The organism is Hymenobacter sp. YIM 151858-1 (genome assembly GCF_025979705.1).
Classification (GTDB): domain Bacteria; phylum Bacteroidota; class Bacteroidia; order Cytophagales; family Hymenobacteraceae; genus Solirubrum.
In genome coordinates this window covers 3,667,903-3,688,069 of record NZ_CP110136.1, presented here as the reverse complement: position 1 = coordinate 3,688,069, position 20,167 = coordinate 3,667,903, and the positions used below count along the sequence as shown (strand labels likewise).

The 20,167-nt window shown below is 60.9% G+C and carries 17 protein-coding genes; 5 read left to right on the top strand and 12 right to left on the bottom strand.

What is annotated here, in order from left to right; translation table 11 throughout:
• The first annotated feature begins 13 nt into the window (after positions 1–13).
• Positions 14–838, top strand: coding sequence for a CPBP family intramembrane glutamic endopeptidase (locus OIS50_RS16345; protein ID WP_264691702.1), 825 nt, complete (start codon positions 14–16; stop codon positions 836–838).
• Here OIS50_RS16345 and OIS50_RS16340 read toward each other — a convergent pair.
• The 11 genes from OIS50_RS16340 to OIS50_RS16290 all read right to left on the bottom strand — a co-directional run bounded on the left by OIS50_RS16340 (position 793) and on the right by OIS50_RS16290 (position 16,004).
• Complete coding sequence (locus OIS50_RS16340) at positions 793–1,314, bottom strand: GNAT family N-acetyltransferase (RefSeq protein WP_264691701.1); 522 nt, start codon at positions 1,312–1,314, stop codon at positions 793–795. The genes OIS50_RS16345 and OIS50_RS16340 overlap by 46 nt on opposite strands.
• Before the next feature lie 94 nt (positions 1,315–1,408).
• A complete protein-coding gene (locus tag OIS50_RS16335) occupies positions 1,409–1,636 on the bottom strand; it encodes a hypothetical protein (RefSeq protein ID WP_264691700.1) in 228 nt (75 codons plus the stop codon).
• A 260-nt stretch (positions 1,637–1,896) separates the two neighbouring features.
• Positions 1,897–4,116, bottom strand: coding sequence for a prolyl oligopeptidase family serine peptidase (locus OIS50_RS16330; RefSeq protein WP_264691699.1), 2,220 nt, complete (start codon positions 4,114–4,116; stop codon positions 1,897–1,899).
• A gap of 192 nt (positions 4,117–4,308) precedes the next feature.
• Positions 4,309–4,998 (bottom strand): hypothetical protein, encoded by a 690-nt coding sequence (locus OIS50_RS16325; protein ID WP_264691698.1) that lies wholly within the window; start codon positions 4,996–4,998, stop codon positions 4,309–4,311.
• 223 nt (positions 4,999–5,221) lie between these two features.
• Complete coding sequence (locus tag OIS50_RS16320; protein ID WP_264691697.1) at positions 5,222–6,679, bottom strand: MotA/TolQ/ExbB proton channel family protein; 1,458 nt, start codon at positions 6,677–6,679, stop codon at positions 5,222–5,224.
• Positions 6,680–6,864: 185 nt separating this feature from the next.
• Positions 6,865–8,400, bottom strand: coding sequence for a hypothetical protein (locus OIS50_RS16315; RefSeq protein ID WP_264691696.1), 1,536 nt, complete (start codon positions 8,398–8,400; stop codon positions 6,865–6,867).
• 158 nt (positions 8,401–8,558) lie between these two features.
• Complete coding sequence (locus OIS50_RS16310; RefSeq protein ID WP_264691695.1) at positions 8,559–12,026, bottom strand: acetate and sugar kinases/Hsc70/actin family protein; 3,468 nt, start codon at positions 12,024–12,026, stop codon at positions 8,559–8,561.
• Between the two features lie 42 nt (positions 12,027–12,068).
• Positions 12,069–12,548: a hypothetical protein gene (locus OIS50_RS16305; protein WP_264691694.1), complete on the bottom strand. Its 480-nt coding sequence runs from the start codon at positions 12,546–12,548 to the stop codon at positions 12,069–12,071.
• 111 nt (positions 12,549–12,659) lie between these two features.
• Positions 12,660–14,099, bottom strand: a complete 1,440-nt coding sequence (locus OIS50_RS16300; protein WP_264691693.1) for an FtsZ/tubulin family protein — start codon at positions 14,097–14,099, stop codon at positions 12,660–12,662.
• 93 nt (positions 14,100–14,192) lie between these two features.
• On the bottom strand, positions 14,193–14,585 hold the full coding sequence (locus tag OIS50_RS16295; protein ID WP_264691692.1) for a hypothetical protein: 393 nt from the start codon (positions 14,583–14,585) through the stop codon (positions 14,193–14,195).
• 141 nt (positions 14,586–14,726) lie between these two features.
• Positions 14,727–16,004, bottom strand: coding sequence for a hypothetical protein (locus tag OIS50_RS16290; protein WP_264691691.1), 1,278 nt, complete (start codon positions 16,002–16,004; stop codon positions 14,727–14,729).
• Positions 16,005–16,361: 357 nt separating this feature from the next.
• On the opposite strand from OIS50_RS16290, the gene OIS50_RS16285 reads away from it, so the two are divergent.
• A complete protein-coding gene (locus tag OIS50_RS16285) occupies positions 16,362–16,820 on the top strand; it encodes a hypothetical protein (RefSeq protein ID WP_264691690.1) in 459 nt (152 codons plus the stop codon).
• Between the two features lie 20 nt (positions 16,821–16,840).
• Here OIS50_RS16285 and OIS50_RS16280 read toward each other — a convergent pair whose 3' ends face one another.
• Positions 16,841–17,854, bottom strand: coding sequence for a sugar phosphate nucleotidyltransferase (locus OIS50_RS16280; RefSeq protein ID WP_264691689.1), 1,014 nt, complete (start codon positions 17,852–17,854; stop codon positions 16,841–16,843).
• A 316-nt stretch (positions 17,855–18,170) separates the two neighbouring features.
• On the opposite strand from OIS50_RS16280, the gene OIS50_RS16275 reads away from it, so the two are divergent.
• The 3 genes from OIS50_RS16275 to OIS50_RS16265 all read left to right on the top strand — a co-directional run bounded on the left by OIS50_RS16275 (position 18,171) and on the right by OIS50_RS16265 (position 20,113).
• Positions 18,171–18,752, top strand: a complete 582-nt coding sequence (locus tag OIS50_RS16275; protein ID WP_264691688.1) for a LemA family protein — start codon at positions 18,171–18,173, stop codon at positions 18,750–18,752.
• Positions 18,753–18,842: 90 nt separating this feature from the next.
• Positions 18,843–19,301, top strand: a complete 459-nt coding sequence (locus OIS50_RS16270) for a TPM domain-containing protein (protein WP_264691687.1) — start codon at positions 18,843–18,845, stop codon at positions 19,299–19,301.
• Positions 19,298–20,113: a TPM domain-containing protein gene (locus tag OIS50_RS16265; RefSeq protein ID WP_264691686.1), complete on the top strand. Its 816-nt coding sequence runs from the start codon at positions 19,298–19,300 to the stop codon at positions 20,111–20,113. The genes OIS50_RS16270 and OIS50_RS16265 overlap by 4 nt, the downstream gene beginning before the upstream one ends.
• Positions 20,114–20,167: the final 54 nt, after the last annotated feature.

Here is a 20,167-nt window from a genome sequence, read left to right as displayed (position 1 = left end):
TCCCTTTTCAGCCATGAACTCGCCCCTGAAAATTGCCGTCGGCTTTTTGGTGCTCTTTGCGCTCTACCAACTGCCCGAAGGCTCGCAGTTCTGGCTCCGCAACGACTACCTGTTTTTGGGGTTGATGTTGCTGATGCTGCTCGGTTCGCACCTGGTGGCTAAGTGGCAGGGTTACTCCGGCCTAGGTGCGTTTGGGCTGCGCTGGCACCGGGGCTTCGGCCGCAACCTGCTGCTCGGCCTCGTTCCCGGTTTGCTGCTGCCTGCACTGGCTTTTTGGGTGTGCGTAGAGTTAGGCATTACGCGCGTAGTAGCCGTGCCCCCGCTGCCGGCTTTCCTGACGGGTGCTGCCCTGTTTACCCTAGGTACGCTGGCGCCCTCCATGGCCGAAGACGTACTTACCCGCGGCTACGTGCAGCGCCACGCGGGGCATCTGCTCACGGGCGCGCAGTTCATCGGCTTTACTTCGGTGCTCTACGTGCTCAACCACATCTACCGCCTGGCCGCTGGGCCTACCACCTGGGTTTTCCTGCTGGTAGTGGGCGTAAGCCTGGCGTTGCCGGTGGTGCTTACGCGCTCGTTGTGGTACACCGTGGGCATGCACTGGGGCATGAACATCGTGTACCAGCTCACCAACAACGTGGTGCAAACCGAGGCCGTGCCCGGCCACCCTAACGCCATGTGGGTGCTCACGGGCTTTATTGCGCTGAGCATACCGGTGCACCTAGGGCTGTGCCGCCGCTTGGCCACTACCGACCCCGACCCTATCCTGCGCTGGACAGATGCCGAGTTAGCTCAGCCCAGCGTTACGGCTGCCTCTACGGCGGGGTCGCAGCGGTAGGCGCGCAGTTCCTCCACGGTAAGGGTGCCGTTGTGCCACTCGGGGTCGAGGTTGGCGCCGATTTTCTTGTAGAAACCGATGGCCGGCTCGTTCCACTCGAGCACCTGCCAGCGCAGGCGGTTGGCGCTGGTACGGCGCGCTTCGGCCACTACGGCATCGAACAGCTTGCGCCCAATGCCGGTACCGCGAGCCGGCTCGGTTACAATCAGGTCTTCGAGGTAAAGCATGCGGCCCTTCCAGGTAGAGTAGCCGGTGTAGAACAGCGCAATGCCCAGGATGCCCTGCTCGTCGGTTTCGGCCACGAAAAAGCCGAAGATGGGGTTGGGCCCGAACCCGTCGCGGCGCATGTCGGCGAGGGTATTGGTTACTTCGTCGGGGGCGCGCTCGTACACGGCCAGCTCCACAATGAGCTCGTGCACGCGGGGCAAATCGGCTTCGGTACCGCGACGAATGCGCAGGTTGGCGGGGGCAGGCATGGCAATGGTCTAGGTAAGGCTACAAAGGAAGCGCCCGCTCTCCTTTTGGGAAAGCGGGCGCCTGGGTAAACTCATCGGCGGCCGGGGCCGAAGCTTACATCACGGGCTGTTGCTTCTTGATGGCTTCGGTGGCGTTCTGGGCCGAAATTTCCTGCTTGGCTTGCTCAGCGGCTACCGTAGCCGAGTCTTTGCCAGCGGCAGCCGGGGGCAGTGCGGGCAGCTCGGTTGCCGAGATGTTGTTGGTTTCGTAATCGGGGTTGCTGCAGGCCGATACCGACAGCATAGCGCCGGCCACGAGGCCGAGCATCAGCAGTTTTTTCATATTCGGAGCGGAAAAAATCAAGGCTAGGCGGTTTTCGCGGCGCAAGATACACAGCCTGCGGCAGGTAGCCTACGCCGGGGTATAGGTTGGGGTAGCTATTTGGTACTCCAACGCCTGCACCTTACGAGAATCACAGCTTGTAAGATTTTGTGCAATAACACGCGGGGCCGACAAACCAAGGTTTGTCGGCCCCGTCTGGGTCTTATTCACCCTAGGGCACTGGTCACGCAAACGCGAGCCGAAGCCCTCGCTCTGGCACTCTACTTCAGGTTCTGATACGGGTTCAGGCCCATGTTGTAATAGGCAAACGACCACACATCGGCCCACTCGTCAATTTGCAGCTTGGTGCTTTTGCCAGCGCCGTGGCCCGCGTTTACATCGATGCGGATAAGCTGCGGCCAGGGACCGTTGTTGGCCTCTTGCAGGGTGGCGGCAAACTTAAACGAGTGCGCCGGCACCACGCGGTCGTCGTGGTCGGCGGTGGTAATCATGGTGGCGGGGTAGCTGGTGCCCGGCTTCAGATTATGCAGCGGCGAAAACTTATAGAGGTTCTGGAACTGCTGGTAGTTGTCGGAGGTGCCGTACTCGGGCGCCCAGTTCCAGCCGATGGTAAACTTCTGATAGCGCAGCATGTCCATTACGCCCACAGCCGGGAAGGCCACGCGCACCAGGTCGGGCTTTTGCGTCATCACCGCGCCTACCAGCAGGCCCCCGTTGGAGCCACCGGCCATGGCCAGCTTTTCGGTGGAGGTGTAGCCCTGCACTTTCAGGTACTCAGCGGCGGCAATAAAGTCGTCGAACACGTTCTGCTTGTTCGGCGTCATGCCGGCTTTGTGCCAGGCCTCGCCGTACTCGCCGCCGCCGCGCAGGTTCGGAATGGCCAAAATGCCGCCGTTTTCGAGCCACAACATGCGCGCCACCGAGAAGCCCGGCGTGAGCGACACGTTAAATCCGCCGTAGGCGTACAGGTACGTGGGGTTCTGGCCGTTCAGCTTCACCCCTTTCTTGTGGGTGATGAACATGGGCACCTTCGTACCGTCCTTGCTCTGGTAGAATACCTGCGTGGTCACGTAGTCCTGCGGGTTCACATCTACCTTCGGCGCCCGGAACACGGTGCTTTGGTTGGTGCCTAGGTCGTACTTGTAGATGGTGGTTGGGTAGGTGAACGACGTGAAGGCGTAGTACACCGTCTTCGACTCCTTGCGGCCGCCGAAGCCCGAGGCCGTACCTAGGGCGGGCAGTTGCACATCGTGCAGGAACTTGCCCTGCTCGTCGTACACCTTAATCAGCGACGAGGCGTCCTTTAGGTAGGTAGCCACCAGCTTGCCGCCCACTTGGTCAATACCCTCGAGCTTGTTCTCGGTTTCGGGCAGCACGTCCTTCCAGCTGGCTTCCTGGGGTTGTTTCGGGTCGACGGCCACCACGCGGTAGCGCGGGGCTTTGTGGTTGGTGTAGAGCAGCAGCTTGCCGCCTACGTTGCCGGCCAGGTTGATGTCCGACTCGTAATCCGAACCTAGGGTAACCCACTTGCCGGCCTGCTTGGCATCGGTGAGGTCGCGCACGGCCAGCTTGTTGCCGTCCGATTTGCCGTCGGTGAGGTACACTACCAGAAACCGCTCGTCCTCGGTAACGGAGGCAATGCGGAAACCTAGTGGCATCTGCTTGTTTTCGTACACCAGCTTATCGGCCGATTGCGGCGTGCCGATCTTGTGGAAGTACACCTTGTGGTACTCGTTTTTGCCGGCCAGCTTGTTTTCGCCGGCTTTGGGTGCATCGTAGCCACTGTAGTAGAAGCCATCCTTCACCCAAGCCACGCCCGATACCTTCACCCAGTTCAGCTCGTCCTTCAGCGGCTGGCGGGTTTTCAGATCGAGCACGTGAATGGTTTGCCAGTCGGAGCCGCCACCCGAGGTGGTGTAGGCCATGTAGCGGTGGTCGTTGGAGAAGTAAGTGCCGCTCAGGGCCGTGGTGCCGTCGGCCGAAAACTTGTTCGGGTCGAGCAGTACCTCGCCCTCGCCGGTTTGGCCTTTGCGCTGCACGTACAGCACAGCCTGGTTTTGCAGACCGTCGTTTTTCTGGTAGTAGAGGTAGTCGCCCTCTTCCTGTGGCACGCCGTACCGCTCGTAGTTCCACATCTGCGTCAGCCGCTCCCGAATCCGGTCGCGGTACGGAATCTGGGCCAGGTAGCCGAAGGTCACTTTGTTTTCGGCTTCTACCCATTGCTTGGTTTCGGGCGAATCGGGGTCTTCGAGCCAGCGGTACGGGTCGGCTACGCTGGTGCCGTGGTAGTCGTCTTTGTGGTCGACTTTCCGGGCTTTCGGATAATCAAGTTTGGCCATTGATTTGGCCGGAGCTGCGTTTTCGGTCACGGGTTTTTCGGTAAGCGGCGCCGTGGCAGTGGGCTGATTCAGCTGCTTGGCGGGCCCGCAGGCCGCCAGCACCGCCAGCGTGGCGCTCAGTATGGGTCGGGTTGCTTTCATAGGAACGGATAACAACGGAGGAGGTATGCAAAATAGTGGTTTCTGCAACGGCTGTGGTTAGCGGTTGCAACGCGGCGTAAGAGGTGTAGCGCGGACTTTGTAGTCCGCGTTCCAGGATAGTATTCTCAATCGTTCAACTGATTAGAAGTTACTATCCGGGGACGCGGACTACAAAGTCCGCGCTACACCGTGCTACTTGGCATTTACCGTGGCTCCCTCAATGCGCCCAACTTTGGGAATGACCTGGATAAGGAAGCGCTTGTTGTCGCCCTCGCGGCGCCCGATATAGCGCCCAGTGCCATAGAAACCGCTGCCGCCAATGATGAGCTCGACGGAGCGGTCTTGGGTGAAGTTCACGCCGTTCTGCTTCCAAAAGTTCAGCAGGTTGAGCGCGCGGCGGTAGCTCAGCTGGTAGGTGGTTTGCTCCTCAAGGCGGTTGCGCGGGTCGCCCTGCGGGTAGCGCGCGGCCATGCCTTCTACAATTACCAGGTAGCGCACCGGCAGCTCGGTACGGATAGCGCGCAGGCGCTGGCGCAGCAACCCACCGGCCTTCAGCAAAGCCGGCTTGTACTGTTCCTGAATTTCGTCGCGGCCGGCCTTAAACTGCACGTCCACGCGCAGCTCGTACCGTTCGTTGCTGGGGTCGTAGCGGAAGTAGTTGCCTTCGAGCCGCCGGAGCGATTCGCGAATGCGCTGAATTTGTTCGAGCTCTTTGGCCTTCACCTTCAGCTCGCCCAAGAGGCGGCGCTGCTCCTGCTCCCGGTCGCGGAATAGCTTGAAGCTGTACACAAACAGCACCAGCATCACGATGAACAAGGAGGTCATCAGGTCCACGTAGCTGGGCCAGAAAAAGTCGGAGCGTTGTGGGTCGGCGCTGGGCATTGGTTATGATACTAAAACTCGGCTGTCATCCTGAGCAAAGCGAAGGACCTTCTCACGCAAGGCCGTCATGTCGAGCTTGTCGAGACATCTCGCTTGCTGATGTGAGATAGAAGTTGCTATCAGGCGAGATGTCTCGACAAGCTCGACATGACGTACTAAGTGACTGTTGTTACGTGACAAGGTCCTTCGCTTTGCTCAGGATGACAGGTTAAACAACATCAGCTTACTCCTTCACCCCGCCAAAGAGCTTATCCATACCGCGCTGAAGACGATTTTTAGCGGTGGCTTTCCGCAAAATTTCGTTCATCACCGTCAGCTCGGCCAGCAGTTTGGCATCAACCTGCGCATCCAGCTCTACCTTCCGCAGCAGCTCGCGTTGCGTGGCCGAAACGTCGCGCGTTAAGGCCTCTTGGTTGGCTTTCACGTCGCGCAGCGGGTCGAGTTGGCGCATGATGCGCTCGAAAGCATTGTCTTGGTTGATACGCTGGAAGTACTCGCCCCATTTCTCGTAGGCCAGTTGGGCGTCGCGCTCGTGGTGCTCGAGGCGGCGGCGCATCAAGTCGGTAAGGTGCAGCGAGGCTTCGTCGAAGTACTGCTCGGTGCGGGCCGCAAGGTTGCCCATCTCCGTCTGGTGGCGCTGGAAGAAGTCGAGCTGCCGTTGCACCAAGTTGTCGTGCTGGCCGATGTACTGCCCTAGGTTGTTGATGCCGCGCTCGAAGCCGGTGAGGCGGTCGAGGATGCTCGTGACCATAATGCCGGTTTCGGTGCCTTTGTCGAGCATCTGGTTGAGGCGCTCCTGGTAGGCCGTAAACTGCCCAAACAGCTCCGCCGACTCGCGCACTTTCTCGAACACCGCCAGGTTGGCCTGCGCCATTCGGTCGAAGCCAATTTCCTCGAGCTTCACCAAGAAGTCGCGCTGCACCCGGATGTTCTCGGTGATGGTGTTCAGGATGGGCTCGAACAGCGACACGCGGCCTACAAAATCCTGGTTAAACGCATCGAGCACGCCCTTCAGGGTCGAAAGGCTGGCCGACATATCGTTGTGCAGAATGGGCAGCAGCCGCGCCTGCAGAAAGGTGAAGTACTGGTTCTGGCGCTGGTCGCGCTCGGCCCGGGCGTGGCGCAGCACGCTGTTGCCAAACAACGTCAGCATGAGGCCCATGAAAGAGCCCGTCATGGCGATGAGTACGCCGGTAAGGAAGGGCGTGAGGGCGTCGTCGTCGGTGATGCCCTGGCGGGCAATGCTTACCAGACCTAGGATAACCCCCAGAAACGTGCCGAGCAGCCCTAGGTACAGCGGCGTGGCCACGTTGGCCTGGGCACTCGACTCGGGCGCCTGCGCCTGCCGAATGGCAATGTCTTTCAGGATGCCAAAATCGGCCGCCGCGCCTTTGTTGTGGCGCAGGTACTCGTTGGTATCGTTGATGATTTCCTTGAAATCAGCCGAAACGTTATCGGCCCGAATGATATCAACCGGGTAGGCATCAGCGGGTGCATCGGCAGCATACTCGGCCATGTCGCGGCCGTCGGGCGTTACGAGGCGGTGCTCCACGCGCAGATCGGTGCGGGGCGGGTACAAGGCTGCCAGCCGCCGGGCCTGCGTGCGCGTCCGGATAAACGCCCGGATTTGCAGCGCCACGATAACGCCTATTACAACCAGTTCAAGTATGATTTCAAGCATGCGACGAAGCTAATCAGTATCAAATTAAGGCCGAAGCCTACAAGCTAGTTCCCCTCCTCAGCTGAGGAGGGGCTAGGGGTGGTTGACTTGTCGTTGAACAGTTACTAGATCTAGCCTCTAGTTCTTCAACCACCCCTAACCCCTCCTCATCTGAGGAGGGGAACTAGTATTTAGCCCTAGACGGGCTACTCGAAGTGAATAGCTGCCTTCTGCTCGATTTGCCAGGTGGCGCCTACTTTCCGCAGGTAGCCCGGCTCATCGGTGATGATGCGCGACACCGGGCCAGCAGGCGGCTGGTAGCGGCAAGCCTCGCGCAAGGAGTACTGCGCGTTCTGGATGGCGTAGGCGTGTACCTGCGAGTTGGGGTTGATGCGGAACGTAGCCGCATCGGGCCGCTGCGGATCGGGCGTGATTTCGTAGATGCTGTCGTGCTGGGCTACCGAGTGAAGGTCGTAATCGGAGAAGCCCCCGTTTACAGGCACTTTCACATAGAAGTGGCCCACCGGAGCCGGGTCGGGCGTGGGTGCAGGTGGCGGGGCAATCGGTGCGGCGGGCGTTGGACTGGGCAACTGCACGGGCGGCACCAGGCTATCGAACTCGTCGCGCGGTGCTACGGCCGGCGAGCCAGCCGGAATGGGTGCTACGGGGGCCGGTACTTCCTCCCTAGGTGGCGGGGCTACTGCCACCGGGCGCGCAGGTGCCGCCGGAGCCGGTGGCGCTTGGCGTACGCGCTCGGGCGCTGGCGCAGCGGCTGGTTTGTTTCGTGGCGCGTTCTGCGCTGGTGCTGCGGCTACGGTAGGCATAGCCGGCTCGGGCGCTGCCGTGGGGCGGCCGTGCGGCTGCAAATCGGCTAGGCGCTGCTGCACCATGCGCTCCACCAGTTCTTCAATTTGCTTGCGCTGGCTGAACGTCAGCTCGGCGGGTGCTTCGCTGGCAGCGGCGTTTCGGCTACCTAGGCCGGAGGTGGTGCGAATGGAGTCGAGCTCGTTGCGGTGGCGCGAGGCCCGGTCGCGCAGCTCGCTGATGTGATTGCGCAGTACCCGCCGCTCCAAAAACCACAGCACCAGGCTCAGCAACGACAAAATCAGCGCAATCGGGCCGAAGAGGCGCGTCATGGGGCTTTCGGCCGATGCGGCTCGGGCCGAAGCCACGCTTTCGGTATCGGCCTCGGCCTGCCCTAGGTCGGGTTGCTCAGCCATACCGTTGGCAGCCATGGTAGCGGTGCTGTCGAAGGTGGCTTCCGAAGCAGTGGCATTCAGCAGGCCGATATCGTCGGGGATGGGCGTGCCCTGCGTAAGGTAGGCGTTGAAGGCGCCTTCGAGCCGCTGCACTTGCGCCAGGCGCTCGGGCGTGTTGCGCCGCGCCGGCGACGAGCCCAGTTGCCGCACAATCTCGTTGGTGAGTTTTTGCAGCCTCGAGCCATCCGAGCCCAGGCCTTTGTACATCACGCCTTTGCCTTCGAGCGGCTGGTACAGGCGCGAGTACACGCGCTGGCTATCGGCCTTGATGCTGTTCTCGAACTCGCGCAGCGTAGCATCGCAACGCAGGTTGCTTTTCAGATTCGGCCGGCCGGTGTCGTTGAACACGAACCGGGCCGTAGCGCACCATATCTGTACTTTTTTCTCCTCGAGCGTGGGCTGGCCAGGAGCGGTTTGGGCCTGCACGGCAGCCGAAGCGGTAAGCAGCAAGCCGGTAAGCAAGGAGGTAATCCGGATATGCATTCGAAGGAGGCGAAAGACTTAAGCGGAATATAGATAGGCGCAGGGCTGCACGGCTGTAGCGCGGACTTTGTAGTCCGCGTCCCCGGATAGTATTCTCAATCGTTCAACTGATCAGAAGTTACTATCTGTGGACGCGGACTACAAAGTCCGCGCTACTATTACCCTTGCAGCAAGTCGCGGCCTAGGTTGAACAACGACTGCTTGAGCGGCAGGAAGAACAACGTTTCGGGTAGGGTTTCCTCCGAGCCTAGGTTACGCTCCATCTGGTGCAGGCCTAGGTTCAGGCTGTCCTCCACTTCGCGCAGCATGAAGTCGAGTACGCGGCCACGGTCGATGTCGACGCCTACTTCGCGCATCAGCGGAGCCACGTCGTCGTTGGTGAGTACCAGCTCTAGGAAGCGGCGCATGTTGTCGAGCACGGCTTGGCGCATATCGGCATCCACGCCGCGGGCTTTCAGGCGCAGACTGCCAATTTCAGGACCGTCCTGCGCGCCTACCAAGCGAATGTTCTTGATGCTGTCCACATCCGGGGCCGATTGGCTTTCCTCGAACAGCACACCGCCGTTGGTGGTGGCCTCCTTGGGGTTATCGGCCAGAATCACGCGGAAGTTGTGCGGCGGCTCCTGCCCCGAGGCGGCTTTCAGCACGGCTTTCGAGATACGCTCGATGGCGCCCATGCTGGTGCCGCCCGCGAGCAGACGCAGGTACAGGCTGCCTTTGCCCGAGAAGCACAGGTAGCGCGGCAGCTTGAGGCCCAGGTGCTGCGTGAGCTGGCCAACGTGGTAGATGATGCTGGTGTAGTGCAGGTAGAACAGCACGCGCAGCTGGCGACCCTTGCCTAGGGCAAGGCTTTGCGAGAAACGCAGGGCATCGTCGTAGAGGAACAGCAGCGAGGTAACGTCGGCTGAGCCGAAGTCGTTGTTGCTGAGGGCGGCGCGCAGATAGCCTTTGAACTCCTGGTTTTGCTCCGAGTCGGGCAGGCTCTCTACGTGGCCCACACCTAGGCGCAGCAGGCCGTTTTGCTTGGGCGCACCCTGCACGCGGGCGTAGCCGTCGCCCCACAAATCGTTGCCGGCAAAACGGAACGAGGTGCTAAAGGCCGGGCGCGAATCGGCAAACAGCAGCAAGTCGGTAGTACCGCCGCCGATGTCGATGTTCACCACGTTCTCGTCGCGCGAGGGCACTACCTGGTTGGTGGCCGTGAGGTAGTAGTACGGCGCCACCGACTCAGTGAGCGTGAGCGTGTCGCGGCGGGTGCGGAACACCTGCTGGAAGGCCTGGTCCCACTTGTCCTTGAACTGGTTGCGCAGGAAGGCATCGAAGCTCAACGGGGCGAACCACACCACGCGGGTGTCTTCCATGATGCCGCCGTTGAGGGCAGCTTTGTGCTTGAGCAGCAGCATTACCTCGCGGAAGAACGCCTCGATGCGCGTTACGCCGCTCGGGTCGAGCTCAGCCGACCATTTCAGGTTCGTAACGAAACGGTTCTGGGGCAGTTCGGCCGAAGTTTCGGTGTTGATGCTGAAGCCGATGTTGATGTTGCCGAGCACACGGGCCGGCTCGTTCGGGAAGGTGCTGGTTTCGCACACGGCCGTACGCACCGGGAAGGCGTAAGAGGCCCCACCCTCGCCGATAAACGACGGAATGAACTCGCGGTTTTGCAGGGCGGCAATGTCGGCCTGCAGCTGCTGAGCACCCTGCCGGAAGCGCTGCGCACCCGAAAGCCCTAGGTCGGGCAACGGCGCGTGCAGCCAGGTAACCTGCTGGTCTACCTCGCCGATGGTGAGCGGGCGCGGGTGGCTGCTGGGGCCGTCGGAGTAAGCAATGTGGGTGTTGGTGGTACCAAAGTCGACGGCGAAGGTGAAGCGGCGCGTGCCGCGGTCCAGCTCCTTCCAGCGCGGTACCATCAGGCCACGGGCAGGCGGCAAGCCGGGGCCGGCAGGGCACACCAACTCGGCCACATCGAAGTGCGTGCCCGTGACCTCGTAGTAACTGCTACCGGCGGTGTTGATGCTCTTGCGGGTGCGCTCGTAGCGGGTAGCACGGCGGGCTGCGCCTTGGTCGGTTAGCCGCTCGCCACCCACATAAAACTCCACGTTGTACTGCTTCTGCAGCTGGGCCGGGCCGTTGTCGGCATCTACCAGCATCACCTTGTACAGGTCGTTGTACTCGGGCTGCTGCCGGAACTTGTAGAACGGGAACACACCTAGGCCCACGTTGGCGCGCACGATGCGGCCCTTCTCCGGAATCTCGCGCCCCATTTCATCTTTGGGGTTCTGCGGATTGGTGTAGTAGCTGCGCTCCAAGGTGATGAAGCGCCCTTGCTGCACCGGCACCCGCAGCGAAACGCGCACGTGGTTCAGATCAATGGTGAAGTGCAGCAGCTCGGCTAGGTCGTGCTCGGTGAAGTACTCGAAGAAGGCTGGCTGCAGCGGCAGCAGGTACGGGAAGCGCGAACGGCCTTGGGCATCGGCGCCGTACTGGAAGGTAACGCGACCGGTGTGGTAGCGCTCGGCGTTCAGCTCGTAGGGCAGCTCTACCAGGGAGTCGGCCAGGAAGTCGCCCACTGTGAGGTAGGGATATTTAAAGCCTTTGCCTGGCAGCACGCGGCTGCTCATGGGCTGCTCGTCCACGTAGGGCACGGGCGTGCGGTCGTCCCAGGGTTGGCCGTTCAGGTAGTTTACGCCGCCCATGGCCAGGTTGGGGCGCAGTACCAGCGGGCGTACCTGGCCGGGGCCTAGGTCGCGGGTGGGCTGAATGAACAGGTCCGACGACATCACGGCCGTCTGGTCGGCGCGGCCAGGCATCGGGATGTTGCGCACGTAGGCCGGATTGCCCTGCACATCGGTAAGGGCTGGGTAGCGCGAGCCGAAGAGCTGCGCGTTCCGGTCGCCCTGCAGCTGCATCTGGCTGATGCGGTTGCGGTCGAGGGTGGCGAATACGCGGTGGGCAAAGTTGCGGTCCTGCAGGCGCGGGAACGTCAGGAACAGCTCGTACACGAAGTCCTGAAACGCGGGGTCGCGCTGCTCCAGGCCTACATACTGGTGGTCGAAGTAGCGGCCACCGGCGCGGGGGCGCTCCACATCGAGCACCGGCACGGCGGGCGCCGTGAACAGCAACGTCAGCGGCGAAGTACCGCCCAGCAGGCGTGGCCCGCCCGCCAAGCCCGGCGACTCGTAGAAAATCAGGTACAGATCGGGCGTTTCGCGGAACCGCTCGTCTTGCCAAAACAACCGCAGCGTTTCACCTAGGGGGCGCGTGTTCGGGTCGGCCTGCATGCGGTTCAGCTCCGTCTCGGCGTTCCAGCGGCGCAGCGTAATGCGGCGGCCGGCTTGGCTGTAGAGGTGGTAGTTGTAGAGCAGCTCCAGCAAATCCCAATAATGCGACACCAGCTCGTGGTACACCGAGTTAGGGTTGCGGCTGCCCTCGCGCGCCACAAAGTCGAAGGCGGTTTCGAAGAGGTGCATCCGCGCGAAAGGCGTCGGGATGGATACCGCCAGGTTGCGCGTGCGGCCGCCCGTGGGGTCGGTAATGGTATTGATTTCGGTGCTCGTGAGCGGACCGGTCTGTTGCCAGCCCTGGATTTGCTGCGAGCCGCTGTTATGCAGGCGGAGGACTTTGGCCATGCTTGGGGTGAGGTCGGTTTAGAGAGAGGTTTGAAGTAATGCTTACTTATAATTCACGATGAGACTATCTAAATCGTTTTGCGGACTGTCGACGAAATAATCTTCGTAGCCACCCGCAGCTTGTTTCTCTTTCGTGGGTATAAAAACAATGTTCATGTCGTCGCTATGGTGCACTGTTGAAGGTATTGTTGCGCCATTTTTCATTTGAAAAATCAACTTCACTTGCCAGTTCCCCGGTAGATTACCCCGGCAAGAACGGCATCTTCCCATGCTCTTATACCGATTTATAAATGCTTCTATAGCAGCCGTATCCCGAATTATCACTGTATCCTGAACCAGTGACTGATATCCTTGCAGAGGAGCCAATAGAATTGACTGCACACTAGCCATATTCAGTTGCCCAAGCTGGCTTTTTACCTGTTTGACGTGCTCATTGCTACTCATTGTCTGCGAAATCATGAGCCAAGCATACAGCACAATCAAACCAGCAATCAGTATACCCCTGAGTATTGCCCAGTTCATGATGCCTTGCAAATTCGGCCGAAAGTCGTTCAACGAGGTCAACCACCCCAGCGTCAGCTAAAGCTGCCGCGTCCCCTCCTCATCTGAGGAGGGGAGCTTGGTCGTGCTGGCTTACACCACTTTCACTTTGTCCCGGAAGGCCTCATCCGTGACGTCGTACATCAGCGTGATGAGCTTGCGGAAATTGTCGGCGTCCTGCACCTTCTTCTCGCGGCTGTTCAGCGCATCGAGCAGGTAGTTGCGGCTAATGCCCTTGCTGAAAAAGCCCGTTTCCACTGGCTTACCGTTGATCATCAGGTTGAAGTCGTCGGTATTCAGGTTGAAGGGGCGGAACGCGCGTCGGTTCTGGCTCAGCTCGGTCAGCCAGGCATCAACGCCAAAGTCGGAGCTGTGCAGGAAGGCATCGAGCTGGCGGAAGATGGGCTCGTTTTTCTGCGCGTACTGCAGGTTGAGGTTCTTCGCGTAGGGCGCCTCGTCGGAGCCCATGTGCTGGCGGTGGTACTTGGTGAAGTACAGCAGCTGCGTGAGGTGCTGGGCCACTTGCTCCTTGGTTTCGTCGGGCAGGTGCTGGAACTGTACCTCGGCCGTATCGGCCCCCAGGCCGTACTCGTGGTGCAGCGGGCCGTTCGAGCGCAGCTCGTCGGGCGTGTAGTGCATGAAGTCCACGATGCTCAGCGCCGCCAGCAGCTCGATGATGTGCGCTTTGTTGCGCTGGCCCTGGCCGCCGGGCTGGTTGTCGTAGGGCGTGTCGGGCGTATCGGCCAAGTAGTACAGGGCGTCGAGGCCCTGCAAGTGGTTTTCGTAGTAACCTAGGGCCGCCTTGGTTTTCGTCAGGAAGTTGTTCGAGTCGATGACTTGGTTGTCCTCGCTCTGCAGCGCGAAATAGGGCATCACCGTTACGGCGCCGGTAAGGGCATCGCGCAGGTAGCGGGCGTTGCTCAGGCGTGTGTTCGGGTCTTTCAGGTTCTTGAGCAGCAGCGGGAAGCCCGAAGCGCCGGTGCCGCCAAAAATCGACGAGATGAAGAACACCCGGTCGTCCTGCTGGAAGTTATCGGCGAAAAAGCGCAGCTCCGGCGACTCTACAATACGGTTGAGCACCACCGAGCCTACGTTGGGCGAGCCGCGGAAACCAATGGTCAGCGGGCTTTCGAGGTTGTCCTGCGTGAACAGGGCCTCCACCAACGCCTTCGACTCCACGGGCAAAGCGTTGTACCCTAGGTAGTCGCGGAACGAGCGGTTGATGCCCCCGAAGTCGAACACGAACGTGTCCTTCACCGAGCCGTTCACATCCTGGCTGATCGACGACAAGGTGCTGATGTCGGTCTTGAAGAACCCTTCGTCGCGCGGACCGAGGCGCTTGTAGATCTGCTGGTAGGTTTGCAGCATCTGCACCGTGCGGTTCATGTCCGCATTCTGCGCATCCGGGTCGATGATGATGGGTACTACCTGCTGGCAGTTGGGCAGCTGAATGCCCGAGGCCAACAACATCGTGAGCGAGCGGACCACGCGCGAGCCGGTACCGCCGATGCCGAAAAGAAAGAGTTTAGCCATTGGTGAGGGCTTAGGGACTTAGGTGTTAGGGCTTAGTAATTGATTCGGGAGCAAGGGCTAACAACTAAGCCCTAAGTCCCTACTCACTAAACCCTAAAAAGGAGTCGTGCTGGCGTTTACCGACAGCTTGCGGAAAACGAGCGAGAACAGGAAGAAGAACAGCGCCGCGTAAATGGCATTCAGCAGCGCCAGCCAATACATATAGGAGTGCTCTACCACGTTCTGGCCTTTTACCTGCGCTATAACGATGATGAAAGCAATAACCGCATTCAGCACCAGCAAAATCGACCAATGGCTGGGCCGGCTAAAGGTGGCCACGCGCATCCAGCGGTTGATAACCAGGTAAAACAGCACCAGCAGCGCCAGCGTGATGCCCAGGTTCAGCAGGCCGATGTTGGGGAAGATAACGTCGCGGTAAACCGGGGTTTCCGAAGGGGGTTGCGGCAGGCCGATAACTTCGTAGAGGGCGCGGAAAAAACCTTTCATGGGAAGGGCTAAGGGACTTAGGTATTAGGGCTTAGGTACTGGCCGAAAACCCATTGAGAGAAACAAAGCAAAAGCGGCCACCGCCGCAAAAAGGCATTGGCCGGACCTAGGCACTAACTCCTAAGCCCTAACCCCTACCCGCTAATCCGGCTGCACAGCCAAAGGCACGCGCATAACCTCGGCAGCATTCGTGCCAGTATTGCGGCCCGATAGCAGGCGCTGCAGGCCATCGAGCTGGCGGCTGAGGGCAAACGTCTGAGAGCCAGGGCGCGAATCATCCGCGGTAGTCCATTTTTCTACCCACGCAGGGCGCGTAGCCGGCAGGGCCAGCACCAAATCCTGCTTCTGGCGGGGCTTGGCGGTTACGCGTACCGTCACAAAATGGGTATAGTCGGCCTCGGGGCCACCGCTGCGGCGGGTAGCCTCGCTAGCGCCTTCTACCTTCACCACTTTCGCCTCGGGCATGTTGCCGCGCAGCACCAGGTTCTTCTGCAGGTACGCGGGGGCCTGAAACAGCTCGGGCAATTGGTTTAGGTTGAGGCCGACCACAAACTCGGCGGGCTCCTGCGCTGTGGCTTCTTCAATGGCCACCACGCGGCCCGAGGCACCGGCCTGCTTGCCGGCATCGGCCACAAACCACACGCCCTTGCGGCCGTAGCGGCTCAGCACCGCGCTGGGCACCTCGGCGGCGGGCAGGCCAAAGTGCGCCTGCTCGGCCTCGAGGTTCTTCATCAGCGAGGCATCGAACTCGGCTACCAGCTTGCTCGGGCCCAGCACCCACATGTAGTACGGCACTGGCTCGGGGCAGCAATTGGGCACCTTGGCCGCCTTGCCCTTAATGGCCGGGTAGTACGTGCCGCGGAAATCGGACGTGAAACCGTACACCGACACGGCCAGATCGGGGCGGCTGCGGGCCAGCGCATCGGCAATATCCGTGCTGATGTAGGGCACATCGCCGGCGCGCTCGGGCGAATAAATAAAGTCGGAGATGATGACGCTTACGCTCCCATCGGAGAGGTAGCGGTTGGCCACGGTATCGAGAATGGCCGGAATGCTGGTGCTTTTGGCGGGCTCCCGAATGCCGCGGCGCACGGTTTCGCTCAGGGCGCGGTACGAGTCGGCCACGGGGCGGTCGGCAATGCGGTAGTAGCGGCGCTGCCCTAGGTTGGGGCTGCGCTCGAGGGCCGAGAGCCACTCCGATACCTGCTGCTGAAACTGCGTGGTGCGGGCATCGGCGCCGGCCGTGGGCATAAAGCCCTGCATGGAACCCGAAACTTCCAGAAATACGTTTACCCGCTCCAAAGGCGAAGTAGCTGCTGCCGCGGCGCTGGGCCTAGCAGCCGGCTGGGCTGCTGGCGCTTTGGGGCGCGTGGCAGCCGCATCGGCGGGGGCAGCGGGTTGCCCGCTCTCGGGGTTCATATCGGAACGCGAGTAGCAGCCAGCCAGCAATAGCCCGACTACGGGCAGGGTGTGTCGAACAAAAAAAGGGATACGCATCGGCCCGAACATACGCACCTCCGAGTGGTAGTGCAAAGCCACGTACTGCTACAAGGCTCCGGAGGTTGTGCAGGCCAACGTTGCGGGCCTGATAAAATTTTATCGGGGGCGGCCGGTGGTTTGCCCTGCCGCCCTTCAGAAGCCGTTACGGGCACCTAGGACAACTTCCCTCCCTTGGAATTGTTACATAAACACCTTCTATCAAACAATACCCAGATGCACCGGTCTGCGTACAAGTCTCCTTAAATGCCCAAGCTGCCTACCCGCCCCACCGCCTCTATGATGTACACCGTTAGTGATTTTGTGTGCGTGCAACACGATTGGTCCATTGGCCTGTTGCGCCACCGCTGGAACGGTGTGGAGCGTTTCGCGGGCCTGAGCCTTTTTCAGAGCGTGCACGAATCACTGCTTGATCTGGCCGTCAGCCACGAAGCCTCGTCGTGGCTGATTGAGCTGAGCGCTGCCCCCCTAAACGTGGAGGACCAGATGTGGCTCGAAGGCACCTGGCTACCCGCTTTGGCCGATACCAAAGTGCGCCGCATTGCCATTGTGGCCGACGACGCCTACAACCTGATGGTGGTGGAAGAGCTGCTGCCCATCAACAAGCGCCTGGTGGGCCGCTCGGTGCAGTTTTTTGCCGATGCGCACACGGCGCTGGAGTGGCTCACGGGCTCGGCCGATGCGGCCTCCGGCTTGCAGCAGGAGTGGGACGATGCCTTGCAGCCCAACGCCGCCTGACCTAGGGCAACCCGCGCAACTTAGTCGCCGGTGGCGGTGTAGTCGATTTCGGTGTTGTCGCCGATGTTCAGGCTGTGGTTCAGCCCCCTGAACGAAGCATCGGAGCCCACGATGCAGTTGTGCATCACGGCGGTGCGCAGCTCGCTGTACGCCCCGATAATGCTGTTGCGCAGAATGGTGTCCTGGATAATCGTCCGCTCGCCGATGGCCACGTTCGGCCCGATGATGCTGTTGCTGATGTGGCAGTCGCGGGCGATGCTCACGGGCGGGATGATGACCGTGTTCGGGAACTCATGCTCCTGCGAGGCCTGCAAAAACGCGGGCCGGTTAAGCAGCCGGGCATTGGCCTCGAGCAGGGTATCCTTGCGGCCGCAATCAAACCAGCTTTCTACGCTCCAGGTCGTCATTTCGGCGCCTTGCTCAATCATGAGCATCAGCGCATCGGTGAGGTAAAACTCGTTGTGGGTGCGGCGGTCTTCCTCGATGATGCGCTCCAGGGCCGAGGCCAGCCAGGCCGGGTTCTCGATGCGGTAGAGGCCCACCAGCGCGAAGTTGGATTTGGGAATGCGCGGCTTTTCCACGGCCTTGGTTACGCGGCCGTTCACGCCAATTTCTACCACCCCAAACGACGAGGGCGTTTTCACCTCCTTCACGGCCAGCACCGTGCCGGGCCCTTCGATGATCTTCTGCAGGTCCACGTCCACGATGGTGTCGCCCAGCTGAATCAGGATGGGCTCCTGCTCGTGCCGGAAGGTTTCGCGGGCCAGCCACAAGGCGTGCCCGATGCCCTCGCGCGGCTCCTGCACCACAAACTCGGCGCGCAGCTGGGGGTAGCAGCGGCGCACGTAGCGCTCCACCTTTTCGCCTAGGTAGCCCACCACAAACACGAAGTCCTGGATGCCCACGGCCACCAGCCGATCGATAATGTGCCCCAGTATGGGCGTGCCCGCTACCGGCACCAGCGACTTGGGCTGGGTGTGGGTGTGCGGCCGCAGGCGCGACCCAATGCCCGCAACGGGAATGATGGCTTTCATGAGTAGATGAGCAGATGAAGTGGATGGAGAGATGAGTGGATGAGTAAATGAGTAGATGGGCGGGTGAGCAGATGAGTAACTGATTTTGGCCGGTGGCCAGTCATCTACTCATCCACTCATTTGCTCATTTAATCATCTCCCTCATCCGCTCATCGCAAAACCTGCGTTGCAAAATACGGATTCGTGGTGGTTGCGGGCATTATATAACCGCTCTGCTATGAATACGTACTTTGCAACGCCAGCTCGGCCATACAACCGCGGCCGTGCGGCTTCGTTCGACGAAATATTTCTTCACTCTCTCTCCTACACACTCACAATGAAACGCCTTCTCCTTTACTTCGCCGGCCTGGTGGTGCTGCTCTCGCAATCGTCGTGCGGCTACAACACCATGGTCGAGCTCGATCAGAAAGTGCAGGCCCAGTGGGCCAACGTGCAAAACAGCTACCAGCGCCGCTCCGACCTGATTCCGAACCTGGTAAACACCGTGAAAGGCGCCGCCAAGTTTGAGCAGCAAACCCTTACGCAAGTAGTGGAGGCCCGCGCCAAAGCCACCAGCGTGCAGCTGCGCGCCGATCAGCTCACGCCCGAAAACCTCAAGCAGTTTCAGGAAGCCCAGGGGCAGCTGAGCGCCGGCCTGGGCCGCCTGCTGGCCGTGGCCGAAAACTACCCCGACCTGAAGGCCAACGCCAACTTCCAGGAGTTGCAGGCCCAGATCGAGGGCACCGAAAACCGCATCAACGTGGAGCGCCAGAAGTTTAACGACGCCACCAACCAGTACAACACGTACATCCGCTCCTTCCCCAACAACCTGTTTGCGGGCGTGTTCGGCTTCCAGGCCAAGCCCTACTTCGAGGCCGATGCTGCCGCGCAAAAAGCCCCGACGGTCAATTTTGAATAACATTCAGTGAGGAATGACGAAGGAAGAATGAGCAACAACCCACGCGGCGCGGCTCCTCCTTCGTCCTTCTTCATTCTTCCTTTACCTGCTATGTATTCCCCCATCACGCCCCAGCAAGAGGCAGCACTCGTGGAGGCCATTCGCAAGGCCGAACTGGCTACGTCGGGCGAAATCCGGGTGCACCTCGAAGAAGAATGCCCCACGCCCGAGCCCATGGACCGCGCCGCGCATGTATTTGGGCAGTTGGGCATGCACCGCACGGCCCAGCGCAACGGCGTGCTGTTTTACGTGGCGTGGGCCTCGCGGCAGTTTGCCGTTATCGGCGACGCCGGCATCAACGCGGCCGTGCCCGACGACTTCTGGGAGCGTACCAAGGAAGTAGTGCTAAGCTATTTCCGGCGGCAGCAGTACGTGCAGGGGCTGGAGCAGGGCATTCAGCTGGCCGGCGAGCAGCTGCGCCACTACTTTCCGCACAACGCGGCCACCGACCAAAACGAGCTGGACAACTCCATTTCGTTCGGCGGCCCGCCGAAACCACCGCGCTCATGACCACCCGTGTGCTTACCCAGGTTTGGCTGCGTACCTACGGGCTGCTGCTGTGCCTACTGCTGGCTACGGCAGCCCTGGGGCAAAACATACCGCAGCGGCCCACGCCGCCCAGGCTCGTAAACGACCTGGCCGGCCTGCTCTCGCCCGCCGAAGAACAGGCCTTGGAGCAAAAGCTCCTCAACTACAACGACACCACCTCCTCGCAGTTTGCCATTGTAACGGTACCTAGCCTGGAGGGCGCCGAAATTGCCGATTACGGCCAGAAGCTGTTCGAAAGCTGGGGCATTGGGCAGGCCCAGAAAAACAACGGCCTGCTGATTTTGGTGGCGCAGCAAGAGCGCAAAGTCACCATTCGCACAGGCTACGGCCTCGAGGGCGCCATTCCCGATGCCCTGGCCAAGCGCATCATCAGCAACGTAATTGTGCCTGCCTTTAAGGCCGAGCGCTACTACGATGGCCTCGACGGCGCCGTAGACCGCCTTATTGCCCTGGCCGCCGGCGAGTACCAGGCCGAGCCCCGCCCCACCGCCGACTACTCCGATAGCAGCGGCAGCGGCTGGCTGTTTTGGGTGGTTATCGGCGTGCTGGTGCTCATCTTCCTGATGCGCAGCCGCGGAGGCGGCGGTGGCGGAGGTGGTTACCGGCGCAGCCGCGGCTGGGGTGGTGGCTTCTTCCCGCCCGTCATCATTGGCGGCGGTGGCGGATTTGGCGGCGGCTTCGGTGGCGGTGGTTTTGGTGGCGGCGGAGGCGGCGGTTTCGGCGGCTTCGGCGGCGGCTCTTCGGGCGGCGGCGGCGCCTCCGGCGACTGGTAACCACGCCGTCCGAACACTGGCTACCCTACACAAAAAGAGCCCGGCAGCACGTGC